General features: G+C 33.4%; 13 protein-coding genes and 2 tRNA genes. 7 read left to right on the forward strand and 8 right to left on the reverse strand.

Annotated features, from left to right (window positions below):
- Nucleotides 1-48: 48 nt before the first annotated feature.
- Complete coding sequence (porV, locus tag ACN0WI_RS09490) at nt 49-1,203, reverse strand: type IX secretion system outer membrane channel protein PorV (protein ID WP_417886490.1); 1,155 nt, start codon at nt 1,201-1,203, stop codon at nt 49-51.
- A 370-nt stretch (nt 1,204-1,573) separates the two neighbouring features.
- Between porV and gldJ the strand changes: the two genes are divergently transcribed.
- The 4 genes from gldJ to ACN0WI_RS09510 all read left to right on the forward strand — a co-directional run bounded on the left by gldJ (nt 1,574) and on the right by ACN0WI_RS09510 (nt 6,131).
- Entirely contained in the window at nt 1,574-3,262 is a 1,689-nt protein-coding gene (gene gldJ, locus ACN0WI_RS09495; protein WP_417886492.1) for a gliding motility lipoprotein GldJ, read from the forward strand.
- Nucleotides 3,263-3,328: 66 nt separating this feature from the next.
- Nucleotides 3,329-4,618, forward strand: coding sequence for a UDP-N-acetylmuramoyl-tripeptide--D-alanyl-D-alanine ligase (locus tag ACN0WI_RS09500; RefSeq protein ID WP_417886493.1), 1,290 nt, complete (start codon nt 3,329-3,331; stop codon nt 4,616-4,618).
- A gap of 111 nt (nt 4,619-4,729) precedes the next feature.
- A complete protein-coding gene (gene ric / locus ACN0WI_RS09505; protein WP_417886494.1) occupies nt 4,730-5,455 on the forward strand; it encodes an iron-sulfur cluster repair di-iron protein in 726 nt (241 codons plus the stop codon).
- 79 nt (nt 5,456-5,534) lie between these two features.
- On the forward strand, nt 5,535-6,131 hold the full coding sequence (locus ACN0WI_RS09510; protein ID WP_417886495.1) for a Crp/Fnr family transcriptional regulator: 597 nt from the start codon (nt 5,535-5,537) through the stop codon (nt 6,129-6,131).
- A gap of 86 nt (nt 6,132-6,217) precedes the next feature.
- Here ACN0WI_RS09510 and ACN0WI_RS09515 read toward each other — a convergent pair.
- The 7 genes from ACN0WI_RS09515 to ACN0WI_RS09545 form a co-directional block, all read right to left on the reverse strand.
- Nucleotides 6,218-6,292, reverse strand: a tRNA-Val gene (locus tag ACN0WI_RS09515).
- Nucleotides 6,293-6,346: 54 nt separating this feature from the next.
- Nucleotides 6,347-6,421 (reverse strand) — tRNA-Val (locus ACN0WI_RS09520).
- Between the two features lie 66 nt (nt 6,422-6,487).
- Nucleotides 6,488-7,678 (reverse strand): bifunctional folylpolyglutamate synthase/dihydrofolate synthase, encoded by a 1,191-nt coding sequence (locus tag ACN0WI_RS09525; protein WP_417886517.1) that lies wholly within the window; start codon nt 7,676-7,678, stop codon nt 6,488-6,490.
- Between the two features lie 30 nt (nt 7,679-7,708).
- The gene (locus ACN0WI_RS09530; protein WP_417886496.1) at nt 7,709-8,539 is read right to left on the reverse strand and encodes an energy transducer TonB; all 831 of its coding nucleotides are present in this window, start codon (nt 8,537-8,539) and stop codon (nt 7,709-7,711) included.
- A gap of 6 nt (nt 8,540-8,545) precedes the next feature.
- Nucleotides 8,546-8,938, reverse strand: coding sequence for an ExbD/TolR family protein (locus tag ACN0WI_RS09535; protein WP_417886498.1), 393 nt, complete (start codon nt 8,936-8,938; stop codon nt 8,546-8,548).
- A 1-nt stretch (nt 8,939) separates the two neighbouring features.
- Nucleotides 8,940-9,638 (reverse strand): MotA/TolQ/ExbB proton channel family protein, encoded by a 699-nt coding sequence (locus ACN0WI_RS09540; protein ID WP_417886500.1) that lies wholly within the window; start codon nt 9,636-9,638, stop codon nt 8,940-8,942.
- A 157-nt stretch (nt 9,639-9,795) separates the two neighbouring features.
- Nucleotides 9,796-10,875 carry an anhydro-N-acetylmuramic acid kinase gene (locus ACN0WI_RS09545; RefSeq protein WP_417886501.1) on the reverse strand — a complete coding sequence of 360 codons (1,080 nt, stop codon included), beginning with the start codon at nt 10,873-10,875 and terminating at the stop codon, nt 9,796-9,798.
- An 85-nt stretch (nt 10,876-10,960) separates the two neighbouring features.
- On the opposite strand from ACN0WI_RS09545, the gene ACN0WI_RS09550 reads away from it, so the two are divergent.
- From ACN0WI_RS09550 to ACN0WI_RS09560, 3 genes are all read left to right on the forward strand, one after another.
- A complete protein-coding gene (locus ACN0WI_RS09550) occupies nt 10,961-12,103 on the forward strand; it encodes an acyl-CoA dehydrogenase (protein WP_417886503.1) in 1,143 nt (380 codons plus the stop codon).
- Between the two features lie 204 nt (nt 12,104-12,307).
- The gene (gltB, locus tag ACN0WI_RS09555; RefSeq protein WP_417886504.1) at nt 12,308-16,819 is read left to right on the forward strand and encodes a glutamate synthase large subunit; all 4,512 of its coding nucleotides are present in this window, start codon (nt 12,308-12,310) and stop codon (nt 16,817-16,819) included.
- Nucleotide 16,820: 1 nt separating this feature from the next.
- A partial coding sequence (locus ACN0WI_RS09560; RefSeq protein WP_417886506.1) for a glutamate synthase subunit beta occupies nt 16,821-18,074 on the forward strand: 1,254 nt, incomplete at its 3' end.

The raw sequence follows: 18,074 nt of genomic DNA on the forward strand, positions 1-18,074 counted from the left end.
TCTGTTAATATTAACAGATGCTTTTGCATTTCTTTTAATTCAATATTATTAATTTATATAGACATCTCCAAAGTTAAAAGTAATTCCAAATCGGAGTGTACCTTCTAATGGACTTGGATAATCGGAAGTTGCATATAAATAAGAGGTGTCTATAATTATGCGCTGGTATTTAAATCCAGCTCCAAAGGATAAGAATTTTCGAAATCCTTTTTCACGACTTTCACTAAAATATCCTGCTCTTAGATGGAAATTATTTCTAAATTCATATTCTGCACCTAAACTCCAAGTTACTTCTTGCATCTCTTCTTTAAAACCATCTGGAGCATCTGTCCACGATTTAAAAACACCTTCTATAGCCCCTATTTTCCTGTATTCCTCATCATCTTCCTGATTAATAATTCCATCGTCATTAAAATCTTGAGGAGTAGGTACAAGTAACTTATTCACTTCTAAATAGACTCCTAATTTATTATCCGGATCAAAAACAAAATCAAATCCTCCTCCAGCTTTAAAGTTAGTAGGAATAAAATTTTCTTGACCTACCTCATCATATTTCATTTTCGGGCCAATGTTACTAATATTAACTCCAAATCGCCAAATACCATCAAATTTTTTAAAAACAACAGGCTTACTTTCGTAAAAAGCAGCTATATCTACTCCAAAACTACCTGCTGCAGAATTATCTTGATTTGCATCGCTTATTTGTAAATCAGAACGTAAATATCTACCAGCAACAGCCATTGAGAACGTTTCACTCAATTTTAGTGAATAGGAAATATCAAAAGTTAATTCGTTTGGCCGCTGTTCAATAGGAAATTGCTCTATAGTCTGTCTTGTTTCAATCGAGCCTAAACTAAAATATCTAAAAGAAGCCGCAAAAGCACTTCGCTCATCTAACTTATAAAAGTAACTTAAATCTCCTAGAAAAATATCACTTACGATATCACTTAAATAAGGAGTATACGAAAAGCCCACTCCATGCTCTGATGTCTGAAAAGCAAACTTTGCTGGATTCCATTGTTGTGAATAAACATCTGAGGATGTAGCAACCCCTTGATCTCCCAAACCAGCAGCACGAGCATCTGCAGCAACTAGCAAGAAAGGTACTCCTGTGGTTATTACACGATCTTTTGCATCTTGAGCAATAAGTATGGTAGGTACAATTGATAAAACTCCTAGCAAAATCTGTTTAAATCTTTCCATCCTAAATTTTATATATAGCAAAACAAATATATAGTAATAATCTTACACGCTTAAAGGTGACTATACAAATTTCGATTAAGCTCATTATTAAATAGATGAGTTACCAAAACCCTTCGGTTAATCTATACTTTATGTTTTATTTAAAAAGCTTTATATTTTACTTAAAGATTTCGAAATAAAAAAAACTTAATTTTGCAATATCAAGTATAGATTTTATGCATATTTGCCAAGTAATTATAACTTTAATCAGTAAGCAACACAGCAAGTTATAAGTTGTAAATACAATCAATAAGATAAAAAATAAACTTGTATATTTGGCGGTAAATAGTATATTGCAAAGCCTAAAATTCTACCTAAAGAGAACATGATAATGAGAAAAAGAACTGCTTTTCGAGCAATTTTAGCCTTAGCTATTGGGGTGAGTATTATTGGATGTAAAAATTCAAGAGATTATAAAAACAACTCGAGAGCTACTGGTTGGGATATTAATTCTAAAGATGGAGGGTTTCAGTATAACACTGACTATCAAGAAAAAGAACCTGCTCCTGGTTTAGTATTTATTGAAGGAGGTACTTTTACAATGGGACAAGTTCAAGATGATGTGATGCACGATTGGAACAATACCCCAACACAACAGCACGTACAGTCTTTTTACATGGATGAAACCGAAGTAACCAATAGAATGTATCTTGAATACTTAGATTGGTTAAAGCGTGTATTTCCACCCTCCAACGAAAATTATAAAAATATTTATACTGGCGCTTTACCTGATACTTTAGTATGGAGAAACCGATTAGGGTTTAACGAAACAATGGTAAACAATTACCTGAGACATCCTGCTTATTCAGATTATCCTGTTGTTGGTGTAAGTTGGATACAAGCAGTAGAATTTAGTAAATGGAGAACTGATCGTGTTAATGAAAAGCAATTGGTAGAATCTGGATATATTGATAAAGATGTACTTTATAATACAGACGCCTCTTCAACTTTTAATACCGAAACTTATATAAATGCTCCAAGCAAAGCTTTTGGAGGAAATACAGAATTAAGCCAAAGTGGTAAAAAATCCAAAAAACTTATTGACAAAAACACTTCTACAGATAGTTTAGGGAATTCTTCAACAAGTGGTAAAAATTTTGTTCAACGAAAAGATGGTATTCTTTATCCTGAATATAGATTACCTACTGAAGTAGAATGGGAATACGCCGCTTTAGGTTTAGTAGGAATAAGAGAATACAACACTTATAGAGGTCGTAAAAAATATCCTTGGGATGGACGTTACACACGTAGCAACGACCAACGTAAACAAGGTGACCAACTAGCAAACTTTAAGCAAGGAGCTGGAGATTATGGCGGTATTGCTGGATGGAGTGATGATGGTGCTGATATTACTGCTCCTATTAAAAGTTACGCTCCTAACGATTTTGGGCTTTACGATATGGCAGGAAATGTTGCAGAATGGGTTGCAGATGTATATCGCCCTATAGTTGATGATGAATTTAATGATTTCAATTACTATCGTGGAAATGTATATACCAAAAATACTATAAACGAAGACGGAACAGTTGCTATTGTTAGTACTGATGATATAGTTTACGATACCTTAAGTTCAGGAAGGGTTATAGCAAGAAATTTACCTGGAGAAATAAAACAAGAAGCTATTCAGAGTGAGGATAGCTATTTAAGAACTAATTACACTGAGAGCGACAACAGAGACTTTAGAGATGGTGATAAAAGCTCTAGCCGTTACTATCAGCCTTTTCAAGAGGTTGAAGATCCTTCAAGAAGAATGTACAACTCTCCAAATTTTGACAATATAACTGCTAACGATTCTTTAAACACAAGTACTTTCGATAAAAAAGAAAGAACTACTTTAATAAGTAACGAAGTACGAGTTTATAAAGGTGGTTCTTGGAGAGATAGAGCTTACTGGTTAGATCCTGCTCAACGTCGTTTCTTCCCACAAGATATGGCAACAGATTATATTGGCTTTAGAAATGCAATGTCTAAAGTTGGTGGAAAATCTATGGATCAGTTGAAAACCGCCAGAAGCAGATAACACTATTTTATAAATATTAACGAAAAAAGCCCTAATTGATTAGGGCTTTTTTTATAGATTTAAATTATGAATACAGCACAACTACACAGAAGATTTCTTCTATGCTCGGGAGTAAGTACAGATACTCGAGATATTAAACCTAATAGCCTATTTTTTTCATTAAAAGGACCAAACTTTGATGGAAATTTATATGCTGAAGATGCATTAAAAAAAGGCGCACGGTATGTAGTTATTGATGATGAATCTAAATTTATAACTGAAAACGAAAACTATATTTTAGTATCCGATTGCCTTCAAGCTCTACAAAAGCTTGCTACTTTTCATAGAAGGTTTTTAAACATTCCTATTATTGCATTAACTGGAAGCAACGGAAAAACAACTACTAAAGAGCTTGTAAACGCAGTACTATCTAAAAAATACAAAACCATAGCCACAAAAGGCAATCTTAATAATCATATCGGTGTTCCATTAACATTATTAACAATGGACGATAGAACCGAATTAGGAATTGTGGAAATGGGTGCTAATCATCAAGGTGAAATCGAATTTTTATGCGATATAGTTTATCCAGATTACGGATATATCACAAATTTTGGCAAAGCACATTTGGAAGGTTTCGGTAGTATTGAAGGAGTTATTAAGGGGAAAAGTGAGTTATACAAGCATTTAAAATCCCATAAAAAATTGCTCTTTTTAAATTTAAATGATCCTATTCAAAATGCACAATTAAGCTATAATCATACCTTTACTTTTGGTAGTTCGGACAATGCTCATATAAAAGTTAATTTTAAAAATAAGAAAAACTCTTCTTCTCATTTCACTTTCAATAAAACTAAATTCTCCCCTAGTTTATCTGGTTTTTACAATGGTTTAAATGCAGCAGCAGCACTTTGTATTGGGCTATATTTTAAGGTTGAGCTAAACGCTATTAAGGATGCAATAAACTCGTACACTTCAAACAACAATAGATCTCAACTTGTAGAAACTAAAAATAACAGTCTATTTTTAGATGCTTACAATGCCAACCCTACAAGTATGGCGGCAGCACTCTCTAATTTTGCAGATATAGAAAATAGTAAAGCTAAAATAGCTATTTTAGGAGATATGTTAGAGCTTGGGAAATTTACTCAACAAGAACATCAGGATATTGTAAACAAGGTAAAATCAAAAAAATTTGAACAAGTTTTATTGGTAGGTTCTCATTTTTCTGAAACCGAAATTCCTTCGAATTTTAAAACTTTTCCAAATACGCTTTCGCTTCAGGAATACCTACAAAACCATACTTTTCAGCATAAATTAATTTTAATTAAAGGATCTAGGGGAATTGCACTTGAACGCTTACTAGATATTCTATAAACCGATTCTCTAAAAATAGAGTTGTAATTCCTGCTAGTTGGCTTTATGATCTGCATCATAACATAACCAATAGTAAAAATGGAATTTTGTTTCTCAATAAATTTTAAAAAAATGGAAATTTCAGAAACAAATACAGTTGCAGAAACAGTAACCAAAAACATAAAAGCTGCACATATATTTAAGAAAAATGGAATCGATTTTTGTTGCGGAGGAAATGTAAGCATAAAAAAGGCCTGCAAAAAAGCGAATATTGATTATAACGAGTTACTTAATGAACTAAAAACGATAGATGAAGTTAATTCCAAAAGTAACGACTATAAAAATTGGGATTTAGATTTTTTAGCAGATCATATTATCCATATTCATCATAAATATGTAGAAGATACTATTCCTCTTATTTTACAATATGGCGAAAAAGTAACTAAAGTACATGGACATCATTACCAAGAGCTTTCCGAAATATTTAGATTATTTAAAGAAGTAGCTACTGAATTGGGCGGACATTTAAAAAAGGAAGAATTAATTCTTTTTCCATTTATCAAAAAATTAGTTGAGGCAGAAAAGTTAAAAACATCTGTTGCTCTTCCTCCATTTCAAACTATCGACAATCCAATTCGGATGATGGAAGAAGAACACGAAACAGCAGGAGATATTATGAAGCAAATTGGAATACTCACTAACAATTACACACCTCCAGAAGGAGCTTGTAATACCTTTCGGGCATATTATTCGAAATTAGATGAATTTGAACAAGATTTACACCATCATGTACATTTAGAAAATAACATATTATTTCCAAAATCCTTAGCCTTAGAAAAAGAAATCAACACCTACTAAACCGCTATAAATAATCGCTTAGAAACGCATTTTTCTAAGCGATTATTTTTATACTTACTTTTTATTCCGATTATCAATTATGATAGATGAAGAGCTTTTAGTAGAATTTGGTGCTAAAAAAATCATATTCAAAAAAGGAGATATTATTTTTTCTGAAGGAGAACCGGCAAATAACTATTATCAAATAAGCAGCGGACAAGTAAAAATGACTAATTACTCGGAAGAGGGAAAAGAATTTACACAAGGTATTTTCGACTCATTTCAGAGTTTTGGAGAACCACCTTTGTTAGCCGATATTAACTATCCTGCAAATGCTGAAGCTCTTTGTGATACAATAATTATTCAACTACACAAATCAAAATTTTTAGATTTACTGACTAAATTTCCTGAAATACACTTAAAACTAACCCAAACACTAGCCAAACGCCTATATTATAAAGCCATCATGGTATCTGAAATTTCTAATTACGATGCAGAACATCGAATTATACGAATTATTGATTATTTGAAGTACGAAGTTCATAAAAAGAAAGAAGACTTCTCTTTTAAAGTACCTCTTACCCGACAACAAATTGCAGATTTAACAGGACTGCGGGTAGAAACTGTAATACGAGCTATTAAATCTCTTCAGAAAAAAGAAGCTCTCTTTATAAAAGAACGAAAAGTGTATCGATAGTTTTAAAGAAATCTAACAAGAATATATAAATTACAAATACCTAAAACAAAAAAGCCTCTAGAACTAAATCTAGAGGCTTTTTAAAGTGGGCGCGAAGGGATTCGAACCCCTGACCCCTTGGGTGTAAACCAAGTGCTCTGAACCAACTGAGCTACGCGCCCTAATAACAATAAAACTAAAAAAAGACTTCATTTTAAGAAGCCTTTGAATGGTTGTGGGCGCGAAGGGATTCGAACCCCTGACCCCTTGGGTGTAAACCAAGTGCTCTGAACCAACTGAGCTACGCGCCCCATTCAATAATGCGAATGCAAATATAGTGTAGTTTTCAACATCTACAAAGAAAAAAATTATTTTTTTTAAATAATTTCAGCTACCGTAAAATTACTCCCTCCGCAAAATACAAGATCTGTCTCTAAGGCTACTGAAATTGCTGCTTTATAAGCTTCATTAACCGATGAATAAACGTTACCAATCAACTGAAACTGACTTGCCTTTTCTTGTAAAATATCTTCAGATAAACCTCTCGGAACATCTGGCTTACAAAAATAATAAGTCGCATTTTTAGGAAACAGCGGTAGAACCTCATCTAAGTCTTTATCTTTTACTACACCTATAACTATATGTAGGTTTGTAAAAGTCTCTGTTTTTAATTGCTGTAATATATATTGTAATCCGTCTGTATTATGAGCCGTATCACAAATTACTTTTGGTCGATTTTGTAAAATATCCCACCTACCTCGTAAATTTGTATTTGCTTTTACATGCTGTAATCCTTCAGAAATTTGACTGTCTGATATTTGCCACCCTGCTTTTTCCAATTGTTTTAAAACAGCAACAACTCCTTTTTTATTTTTAAATTGATAATTACCAGCTAAATCTGTTTTTAGATCAGGTAAATCAAGTTTATCAGCTATTATTAGTTCTGCTTTATTCTGTTTGGCTACTGCTTCAAATACCGGTAATGTTTCTTTATGTGTTTCAGAAACAACTATTGGCACATTTGGTTTTATGATCCCTGCCTTTTCTGAAGCTATTTCCGGTAATGTATTCCCTAAAAATTGAGTGTGATCTTTACCTATATTAGTTATTAAACAAATCTCAGGAGTTATTATATTAGTAGAGTCTAACCTTCCTCCCATTCCAACTTCAATAACCGCTATATCTACTTTTTGCTTTGCAAAATACCAAAAAGCCATACCTACACTCATTTCAAAAAACGAAAGCTTTTCTTCTTCAAAAAAAGTAATGTTTTCTTGTATAAATTCGATTACAGCAGCTTCTTCGATATAATCTCCATTAATTCGAATTCGCTCTCTATAATCTTTTAAATGAGGGGAAGTATATAATCCTGTTTTATAACTGGCTTCTTGCAAAACCGAGGCTAGCATATGTGAACTAGAACCTTTACCATTGGTACCTGCTACATGAATACTTTTAAATTGTTTCTCCGGAAAATTTAGATGTTTAGCTAACTTTAGGGTATTAGAAAGATCTTTTTTGAATGCTGATTGCCCCACTCGTTGATACATGGGCAACTGTTGAAACATCCACGCAAGAGTTTGCTGATATGTTTTCAATTACTCTGATAATTTAAAATTATAAATAATAGTTCCTATTTGTCGAGATGGTGCATCCGCATCACTATTAAATTGAGTGGCTAATGCCGCACGCCGAGCAGGATCTGTTAAACAAGAGGCATTATTAGTTGTTCCTTTTACACCGGGAGTTGCACTAATAACTTTTCCTTCTCTATTTACCTCTATACGCACTACCACAATACCAGATTCATTACAATCTTGTACAAATTTTTGTTTGGTAAGCGCTTTTCTACCTCCTAAGCGATAATTTCCATCGCCATCTAGACCAGCTCCATTTCCATAATAACTACTTGCTTTAGGATCTCCATCTGGATCTCCTTTATCTCCAGCCTGATTATCGTTTCCTTCTCCTCCAGTTTCTTCGCCGCTTCTTTCCGGTCCATTTAAAATACTACTCATGGCATCGGTAGTCGATTTATCTGGTTTTGGATCTGGCTTTTTTGCAGGCAGCTCTTCTTTAGGCTTCTCTTTAGGTTTTTCGGTTTCAACCGGTTTTTTCACCACCTTCTTTTTCTCTACCACAGGTGATTCTTCTAACTCCTGAGTAACTACTTTATCTTCTACTATAGGCTCCGGTTCTGGTGGAGTAACTTCAGGACTAGCTTTTTTAGGAGCAGAAGCAATTGGTTTAGTGGGCTGTGTGTTACCCGAACCCACTTCAGAAGTTCCGAAATTTATAGCTATTCCATTTTCTGGTGGCGGATCTAGATAGGTAAATCCAAAAAAGAATAAGATAACCAACAAAATTCCATGCAAAATGATGGTTATTAAAAGAGATTTTTTTTGGTATTTAGTTTCTAAAAATGCCATACTTATTTATTCGGGTTTTACCGCTAGCACTATTTTATATTTATTCCTATTGGCTATATCCATTACAGTAACTGCTTTTTCTATTGGCACACCTTCTTCGGCTCGTAAGATAATTGTAGGGTTTTCAACTCCTGCTAATTTATTTTTTAGCGTACTTTCTAAAGCAGCATTACTAACGCGTTGATCATCCACATAAACCTGTAATTCTTTTGTAATACTTACAGCGATATTTTGCTTATTGGTGGTCTTCCCTTTAGCTTTAGGTAAAATTAGATCTAAGGCTTCGGGTGTAATTACCGGTGATGTTAACATAAAAAATATCAATAACAGAAATACAATATCTGTCATCGAGCTCATATTAAAATCCGGGCTAATTTTATTTCTTCCTCTTAAATTCATATTAAGCAGGCTCGTTTAAAAGATCTAAGAAATCAACAGCAGTAGTTTCCATCTGATGAACTACTTTATCGGTTTTAACTACTAAATGATTATAACCTATATATGCAATAATCCCAACAATAAGTCCTGCAACAGTTGTCGTCATCGCTGTATAAATTCCTTCTGCTAGAGATCCCATTTGTGCTTGTCCACTACTAGTAGCTAGCTCATGAAAGGCAAGAACCATTCCTATAACAGTTCCTAAGAAACCTATCATTGGTGCTGCTCCTGAAATTGTAGCTAGAATACTTACATTTTTCTCTAATTTATAGACTTCTAACCGACCGGCATTTTCTATTGCTGTATTAATATCCTCTAAAGGGCTTCCTATTCTAGATATTCCTTTTTCTGTTAAACGTGCAACAGGATTATCGGTTTGTGAACAACGCATTTTTGCCGATTCAATATTTCCGCTAAGAACACTATCTTTTATTTGAGACATAAAATTCTTATCTACTTTACTAGCCGATTTTATTGCAAATAAGCGTTCAAAATAAATATATACGGCTACAAAAAGTAGTACAAATAAGATAAATATTATTATTTGGCCGGCAATGCCTCCACTTAACAACAAATCGAATAAAGAAAGAGTTTTTTCTTCTACAACAGGCTCGGCATTTTGAGCGGCTTGCGCCATATCTTGTTGAATAAAATAAAGCATATAAAAATATTAAGTTTTGTTATCTAACGTTTATCTAGTATAAAAATTGTTGCTCAAAAATAGTAAAATAATTAGCAGAAAAATTTTCCTGACTTGCTATTATTAAAATTCAGCATTTTATTAACAAATTTTAAGTTTTTAAAGTCCTACAATACTATTAATCATTTTTTACGGCATTAAAAGTAACTCCTGAAGAATGATCTTTTTTAGCACCAGTTACCGTTTTTAATACATTAATTTTATTTTCCAATTTCAGCACTCCTAACAACCCAAAAATAATAGCTTCTTTATATTCTATAATCTCTTTTTTTGGAATTATAAATTCACAGTCCGAATACTTCTGAAACAGTTCTATTAAATACGTATTAAAGGCGCCTCCACCTGTTACCAAAACTTTATCTTTATTAAAATTCAGCATATTTGCAACTTGTTGTGCCACATGAATTGCGTAAGTATGCATTATATCTGCTACCGATAATTCTGCTCCTTCTAAAATTGGTAAAACTTCAGCCCTAACCCATTCTATCCCCAAAGACTTTGGTGGTTTTTGACGGTAAAAAGTCAAACTATTCAATTTTTGGAGTAATTCTTCATTGAGTTTTCCAGAAGCCGCTAACTCACCTCCATCATCGTAAGCTTTACCTAATTTTTGAGCGTAATAATTAAATACAGTATTTACTGCACAAATATCATACGCTATAATTTGTTTATCGCTTTTATCTGAAATATTTGCAAAACCACCTAAATTTAAACAATATCGATATTCATTAAAAAGGAGTATATCTCCTATAGGAACAAGTGGTGCACCTTGCCCACCTAGCTGAACATCTTGAACTCTAAAATCGCAAACTACTTTAGTGTTTAAATACATAGCAATTTCTGGTAAATTACCTATCTGTAAAGTATAATTATTGTCAGGTTCATGCTTAATCGTATGTCCATGGCTTGCTATTGCATCTAGTTCATCTATTTTAAATTCTTGAATAAATCGTGAAATTTCATCAGCTAAATATTTAGTATAGGCTTTGTTTAGCTTAGAAAGCTCAACATCATCATAATTGATAGCATTAGCTAATTCTTGTTTCCAAAATTCGGAATAAGCAAATGTTGTTGAAGCTAAAACCTTAAAATTATAATTCGTTTTTTTTTCAAAATGAACATACGCTAAATCTATTCCATCTAAAGATGTTCCTGACATCACTCCAATTATAAAATAACTATTTATTTCTGTATTCATTAATATTTTTTAATATATTTTGAAAAAATCACACTAAAAACTTATATTGTATTAATATAAATCACTTTTATTTAATTATAGCTAAATGAATTTCAATTTAACCGAAGAACATATCATGATTCGTGATGCGGCACGCGAATTTGCAAAAAACGAATTACTTCCTGGCGTTATTGATCGTGATGAAAATCAAATTTTTCCCACGCAACAAGTTAAGAAAATGGCTGAACTTGGTTTTATGGGAATGATGACTTCTCCAGAATACGGCGGAAGTGGCATGGATACTATTAGTTATGTATTAGCAATATCTGAAATTTCTAAGATAGATGCTTCTGCAGCAGTTATCATGTCGGTTAATAATTCACTAGTCTGTTGGGGTTTAGAAGAATTTGGCACGCAACACCAAAAAGAAAAATATCTAATTCCTCTTGCCAAAGGTGAAAAATTAGGTGCTTTTTGCCTTTCTGAACCTGAAGCCGGTAGTGATGCCACATCTCAAAAAACTACAGCTATAGACAAAGGTGATTATTATTTATTAAATGGAACTAAAAATTGGATTACTAATGGCAGCACTGCCGATTTTTATTTAGTGATTGCCCAAACCGACAAAACAAAAAAACATCGTGGCATTAATGCTTTTATAGTTGAAAAAAATCAGGAAGGTTTCGAAATTGGTCCTAAAGAAAACAAACTCGGAATTAGAGGTAGCGACACCCATTCGCTAAATTTTAATGATGTAAAAATACCTAAAGAAAATAGAATCGGTGAAGATGGGTTTGGTTTTAGCTTTGCTATGAAAACACTATCTGGTGGCAGGATTGGTATTGCTGCCCAAGCATTAGGAATTGCAGAAGGAGCTTTCGAGCTATCTAAAAAATATAGCAATGAGCGTAAAGCTTTCGGAACTCCAATTATAAATCACCAAGCAATTGCTTTTAAGCTAGCCGATATGTATGCTGAAATAGAAAGTGCTAGATATTTAGTTTTAAAAGCAGCATGGGATAAAGATACTCATAAAAATTACGATCGAAGTGGTGCTTTAGCTAAACTAAAAGCTTCAAAAACAGCAATGGATGTAGCCATAGAAGCCGTACAAATTCACGGTGGTAATGGATATGTAAAAGAGTATCATGTAGAGCGATTTATGCGTGATGCCAAAATCACTCAAATTTATGAAGGAACTTCTGAAATTCAGAAAATCGTAATATCCAGAAGTTTTCATAATTCTTAAAATATTCCAAAGCACCTAAATACATACTATTTCTAGTTTTCTCTATTAATAAATTCGGAATTAAAAGTATAATTTATTAAAGCATTAACAAAAATTAATGTTTTATTAAGTTTAGATGAATTTAATAGTCCTTTTTCTTTTCCAAACTTATTATTCTTTATTAAATTCGGTATTTCCGTAGTAATAATTTAACGAAACTAGAGTATGAAACCACGAGAACAAGGGCTTTATTTGCCTGAATTTGAGAGAGATAATTGTGGCGCTGGGTTTATTTGCAACCTAAAGGGTAAGCGCACAAATGATATTATACATAAAGCCTTAGATATTCTCATTCGCTTAGAACACCGTGGGGCCGTAAGTGCTGATGGAAAAACTGGTGATGGAGCTGGTATTTTAATTGAAATTCCTCATGATTTTTTTAAAAAAGTTTGCGATTTTGAAATCCCAGAATTTGGACAGTATGCTGTGGGAATGGTTTTTTTACCAAAATCTCAAAATCAATTAGCAATTTGCAAAACAAAATTTGAAGAAGAAGTTATTAACCAAGGTTTAAATGTAATTGGTTGGAGAGAGGTTCCAATTGATAAATCTTGTTTGGGTAGCATAGCTTCATTAAGCGAGCCTACCGTTCAGCAAATATTCATAGGCAAAGATGAAGACATTAGTGATGATGTTTTTAAATCTAAATTATATGCCGCTCGAAAAATTGCAGAACATAAAATTTACAATTCTAACTTAGGCGAAGCAGAATATTTTTATTTCTCAAGCCTTTCTACAACCACGATTATATATAAAGGTTTATTGATGCCGCAAGACATCAATATTTACTACAAAGATTTAAACGATCCGGAGTTAGTTACCAAACTAGCCTTAGTACACCAACGCTTTTCTACAAATACATTTCCTACTTGGGATCTTGCACAACCATTTAGATATATGTGCCATAACGGTGAAATTAACACATTACGTGGAAATTTAAGCCGAATGAAAGCAAGAGAAGAATTATTTGAAAGTGAACTTTTTGGCGATGATATTAAAAAATTATTACCGGTAACATTAGAAGGTAAATCAGATTCTGCTTCTATGGATATGGTTTTGGAGTTATTACTACAAACCGGCAGATCACTACCAGAAGCCATCATGATGATGGTTCCAGAAGCTTGGGAGAAAAATCCTTCTATGGAAGATAACAAGCGTGCTTTCTACGAATACAATGCTTGTATCATGGAACCTTGGGACGGCCCTGCTTCTATTCCATTTACAGACGGACAATATATTGGTGCTTTATTAGATAGAAATGGTCTACGCCCTTCTCGTTATACAGTAACTAAAGATGGATATGTGATTATGTCTTCGGAAACAGGGGTAGTAGATGTTAAACCTGATAATGTAGAGTTACACGGTCGTCTAGAGCCAGGTAAAATGTTTCTAGTAGACATGGTTGAAGGAAGAATTATTGGAGATGAAGAAGTAAAAAAACAAATTGTTAATAAGCAACCTTATCGAAAATGGTTAAATAATCATTTATTACCGCTTGCAAAAATCCCATACACTGGTAATAAAACTCCAATTGAAAAAGCAGATTATAACTTACGGCAAAAACTTTTTGGTTATACGTTAGAAGATATAAAAACGATAATCACGCCTATGGCCACTAACGGAAAAGAAGCTATAGGATCAATGGGAACAGATATTCCTCTAGCAGTTTTATCGGATAGGCCACAATTGCTTTTCAACTATTTCAAACAACTTTTTGCTCAAGTTACAAATCCTCCATTAGATGGTATTAGAGAAGAAATTGTAACCGACATTAGTTTATATCTAGGAAGAGATCAGAATATATTTGATATACTTCCGGACCATGCTAAAAAATTACGGATTAATAACCCCGTAATCTCTAATGAAGATTTAGACAAGATTAAATACATAGAACATCCAGATTTTAAAGCTAAATCTATTTCTATTATTTATGAAGTTGAAAAAGGATTAAACGGATTAGAAGAGCGACTAGATGAAATTATAACTGAAATTAGAGCTGCAGTTGATGATGGTTTCGACATCATTATTCTATCAGATAGAAATATTAGCGAAAAATTTGCTCCTATTCCTTCTTTATTAGCTTGTTCTTTCGTTCATCACGAATTGAAAAAACACAAAAGAAGATCTTCTTTTGGAATTGTTATTGAATCCGCAGAACCTCGAGAACCACACCATTTTGCTTTACTATTTGGTTATGGTGCTTGTGCTATTAACCCATATATGGTTAATGAAATAATTTACAAATTAGCTGAAAAAGGAGATATAGCTGATACAGAACCAGAAGTTGCTGTTCAAAATTATAATAAAGCAATAGGAAAAGGTATTGTAAAAATCATGAACAAAATTGGTATTTCGACATTACACTCATACCGAGGTTCACAGATTTTTGAAATTCTAGGACTAAACAAAAAATTTGTATCTAAATATTTCACAAATACACCAACCCGTATAGAAGGTATCGGACTGTATGAAATAGAACGTGAAATTCAAAAGAGATATCAATCTGCTTTCAATCCACCAGAGGTAGACACTGGACTTGATTTAGAAATTGGTGGAGACTATCGCTGGAGAAGAAATGGCGAACGCCATATGTTTAACCCTGCTTCTGTTGCCAAACTACAACAAGCAGTAAAACAAAATAGTTACCAAACTTATAAAGAATATGCGAAATTCATTAATAATCAAACTAAAAATTTAATGACGCTTCGGGGAATGTTCAAATTTAAAGAACTAAACCCTATTCCTTTAGATGAAGTTGAACCGTGGACAGAAATTGTAAAACGTTTCAAAACAGGTGCCATGTCTTTTGGGTCTATTAGTAGAGAAGCCCACGAGAATTTAGCGATCGCAATGAACCGTTTACAAGGTAAAAGTAATAGTGGTGAAGGCGGTGAAGATGCTGATAGGTTTACTAAAGATGCAAATGGAAATTGGAGAAATAGCGCTATAAAACAAGTTGCTTCTGGACGTTTCGGCGTTTCAATAAATTACTTGAGTAGCGCAAAAGAAATTCAAATAAAAATGGCACAAGGTGCCAAGCCAGGAGAAGGAGGTCAATTACCAGGAGCTAAAGTAAATCCTGAAATTGCAAAAACTAGAAATTCGACTCCTTATGTAGGACTTATTTCACCACCACCCCATCACGACATTTATTCTATTGAAGATTTAGCACAATTAATATTCGATTTAAAAAATGCAAATCGGGAAGCACGTATAAATGTAAAACTTGTTTCTAAAGTTGGTGTAGGTACAATTGCTGCTGGTGTTGCCAAAGCAAAAGCCGATGTAGTTCTTATATCTGGTTACGATGGCGGAACCGGTGCTTCCCCCCTTACCTCTTTAAGACATGCAGGCTTACCATGGGAATTAGGTATAGCAGAAGCACAACAAACCTTATTATTAAATAATCTTAGAAGTAGAATTACTGTTGAATGCGATGGGCAATTAAAAACCGGACGTGACGTTGCTATCGCTTGTTTATTAGGAGCTGAAGAATTTGGTTTTTCAACTGCACCATTAGTAGCTTCTGGTTGTATCATGATGCGTGCTTGCCATCTAAATACATGCCCAGTAGGTATTGCTACTCAAGATCCTGAATTACGTAAAAACTTTAAAGGAACACCAGAACATGTTATAAATTACATGTATTTCCTTGCTCAAGAATTACGTGAAATAATGGCCAGTCTTGGTTTTAGAACTATTAATGAAATGGTAGGTCAAAGCCAAAAAATAGATATGAATCATGCTATTGAGCATTATAAAGCGCAAGGAATTGACTTATCTAACATATTATACAAACCAAATATAGATAAGGATATTCCCTTATATAAAACCCAAGACCAACAACATGGTTTAGAACATGTACTAGATTTTGAAATTTTAAATAAGGCACACCCTGCTATTTATAGAAAAGAAAAAATGAGCCTTGATTTTGAGATTACTAATATCAATAGAACCACTGGTGCTATTTTAAGTAATGAAATTTCAAAAATACATGGATCAGGAGGCTTACCAGAAAACACATTAACACTTAATTTCTTCGGAGCAGCTGGACAAAGCTTTGGTGCTTTTTCAACTAAAGGTTTAACATTAAATGTTACCGGTAATACAAACGATTACTTTGGAAAAGGATTAAGTGGCGCTACACTAACCGTTAAAATACCAAAAGAATCAACTTTTAAATCGAATGAAAATGTAATTATAGGTAACGTAGCTTTATATGGAGCTATAGATGGTGAAGCGTATATAAATGGTATCGGCGGAGAACGATTCTGTGTTAGAAATTCAGGTGCAAAAGCTGTAATTGAAGGAATTGGTGACCATGGATGTGAATATATGACCGGAGGACGCGCCGTTATTTTAGGTAAGATAGGACGAAATTTTGCTGCCGGAATGAGTGGTGGTATTGCTTATATCTACAATCCAGATAATCAACTAGACAATCATAATTTCAATATGGAAATGATTGAATTAGAACATTTATCAGACGAAGACCAAGAGGAAGTAAAAGAATTAATTGAAAAACACTATCACTATACAGAAAGTGAAGTTGCAGAAGCTATTTTAAGTAACTGGGAAGACGCTCGATCTAAATTTATTAAAGTAATGCCTACAGAATTTAAAAAAGCACTTCAAAAAATAAAAGAAGAAGAAAACCTGCAACTTAAAACTGCTTAAAATGGGAAAATTAAGAGGATTTTTAGAATACGATAGAAAAAGTGAAAAAACTGAAGAAGTTGAATTACGAGTTAAAAATTATAAAGAATTTACCAAAGACTTAAAAGTCGAAGATCTTAATGAACAAGGTGCCCGCTGTATGGATTGTGGTATACCTTTTTGCCATAGTGGTTGCCCATTAGGAAACTTAATCCCTGATTTTAATCATGCTGTATATGAAAATGATTGGGAAAAAGCATTAAAAATTCTTCATTCTACAAATAACTTCCCGGAATTTACGGGAAGATTATGTCCAGCTCCTTGTGAATCTGCCTGTGTTTTAGGAATAATAGAACCTCCAGTCGCTATAGAATTGATTGAAAAATATATTGTAGAAAGAGGTTTTAAAGAAGGCTGGATTAAACCCAATCCGCCTAAAAACAGAACAGGTAAAACTGTTGCTGTTATAGGTTCTGGTCCTGCAGGAATGGCTGCAGCCCAACAATTAAATAGAGCTGGTCATACAGTAACTTTATTCGAAAGAGATGCTAAACTTGGTGGACTTTTACGTTATGGCATTCCTGATTTTAAATTAGAAAAGAAAATCATTGATAGACGTTTAAAAATTTTAGAAGAAGAAGGTATTATTTTTAAACCTAACACTCACGTAGGTGTAAATTACGAAACAGAAAAATTAAAAGAATTTGATGCAGTAGTTTTATGTGGAGGATCAACACAACGAAGATCTTTACCTATCCCTGGTTCCGACGCTAAGGGAGTAGTTCAAGCAATGGATTTTCTAAAAAATAATAATCAAGTTGTAGATAATCTACAAGAATTACACACCGATTTATCTGCAGAAGGTAAAAATGTAATTGTTATTGGGGGTGGAGATACAGGTTCAGATTGTATTGGTACTTCCAATAGGCATGGAGCAAAGAGTGTGACAAATTTCGAGATTATGCCCATGCCATCAGATTCTAGAGAAAAACAAAACCCTTGGCCATATTGGCCATTTACGCTAAAAACTAGCAGTTCCCATGAAGAAGGAGTTAACCGAAACTGGAGTATTAGCACCAAAGAATTTATCAAAGACAGTTCTGGGAATTTAAAATCTTTAAAAACCGTAAATATAGAATGGGTAAAAGGAGCTAAAGGAGAACGCCCTCAACTTCAAGAAGTACCAGGCAGTGAAAAGGAATGGCCTTGTGAGCTTGTATTATTGGCATTAGGATTTACTGGTCCGGAGAATACATTAAGTCAAGAATTAGGGCTT

It is taken from the genome of Zunongwangia sp. (assembly GCF_048269745.1).
GTDB lineage: Bacteria > Bacteroidota > Bacteroidia > Flavobacteriales > Flavobacteriaceae > Zunongwangia.

What these genes read in the sequence shown, in the direction of transcription:
- porV (WP_417886490.1), bottom strand. Translation starts at nt 1,203, where the DNA reads ATGGAAAGATTTAAACAGATTTTGCTAGGAGTTTTATCAATTGTACCT.
- gldJ (WP_417886492.1), top strand. Translation starts at nt 1,574, where the DNA reads ATGAGAAAAAGAACTGCTTTTCGAGCAATTTTAGCCTTAGCTATTGGG.
- ACN0WI_RS09500 (WP_417886493.1), top strand. Translation starts at nt 3,329, where the DNA reads ATGAATACAGCACAACTACACAGAAGATTTCTTCTATGCTCGGGAGTA.
- ric (WP_417886494.1), top strand. Translation starts at nt 4,730, where the DNA reads ATGGAAATTTCAGAAACAAATACAGTTGCAGAAACAGTAACCAAAAAC.
- ACN0WI_RS09510 (WP_417886495.1), top strand. Translation starts at nt 5,535, where the DNA reads ATGATAGATGAAGAGCTTTTAGTAGAATTTGGTGCTAAAAAAATCATA.
- ACN0WI_RS09525 (WP_417886517.1), bottom strand. Translation starts at nt 7,678, where the DNA reads ATGTTTCAACAGTTGCCCATGTATCAACGAGTGGGGCAATCAGCATTC.
- ACN0WI_RS09530 (WP_417886496.1), bottom strand. Translation starts at nt 8,539, where the DNA reads ATGGCATTTTTAGAAACTAAATACCAAAAAAAATCTCTTTTAATAACC.
- ACN0WI_RS09535 (WP_417886498.1), bottom strand. Translation starts at nt 8,938, where the DNA reads ATGAATTTAAGAGGAAGAAATAAAATTAGCCCGGATTTTAATATGAGC.
- ACN0WI_RS09540 (WP_417886500.1), bottom strand. Translation starts at nt 9,638, where the DNA reads ATGCTTTATTTTATTCAACAAGATATGGCGCAAGCCGCTCAAAATGCC.
- ACN0WI_RS09545 (WP_417886501.1), bottom strand. Translation starts at nt 10,875, where the DNA reads ATGAATACAGAAATAAATAGTTATTTTATAATTGGAGTGATGTCAGGA.
- ACN0WI_RS09550 (WP_417886503.1), top strand. Translation starts at nt 10,961, where the DNA reads ATGAATTTCAATTTAACCGAAGAACATATCATGATTCGTGATGCGGCA.
- gltB (WP_417886504.1), top strand. Translation starts at nt 12,308, where the DNA reads ATGAAACCACGAGAACAAGGGCTTTATTTGCCTGAATTTGAGAGAGAT.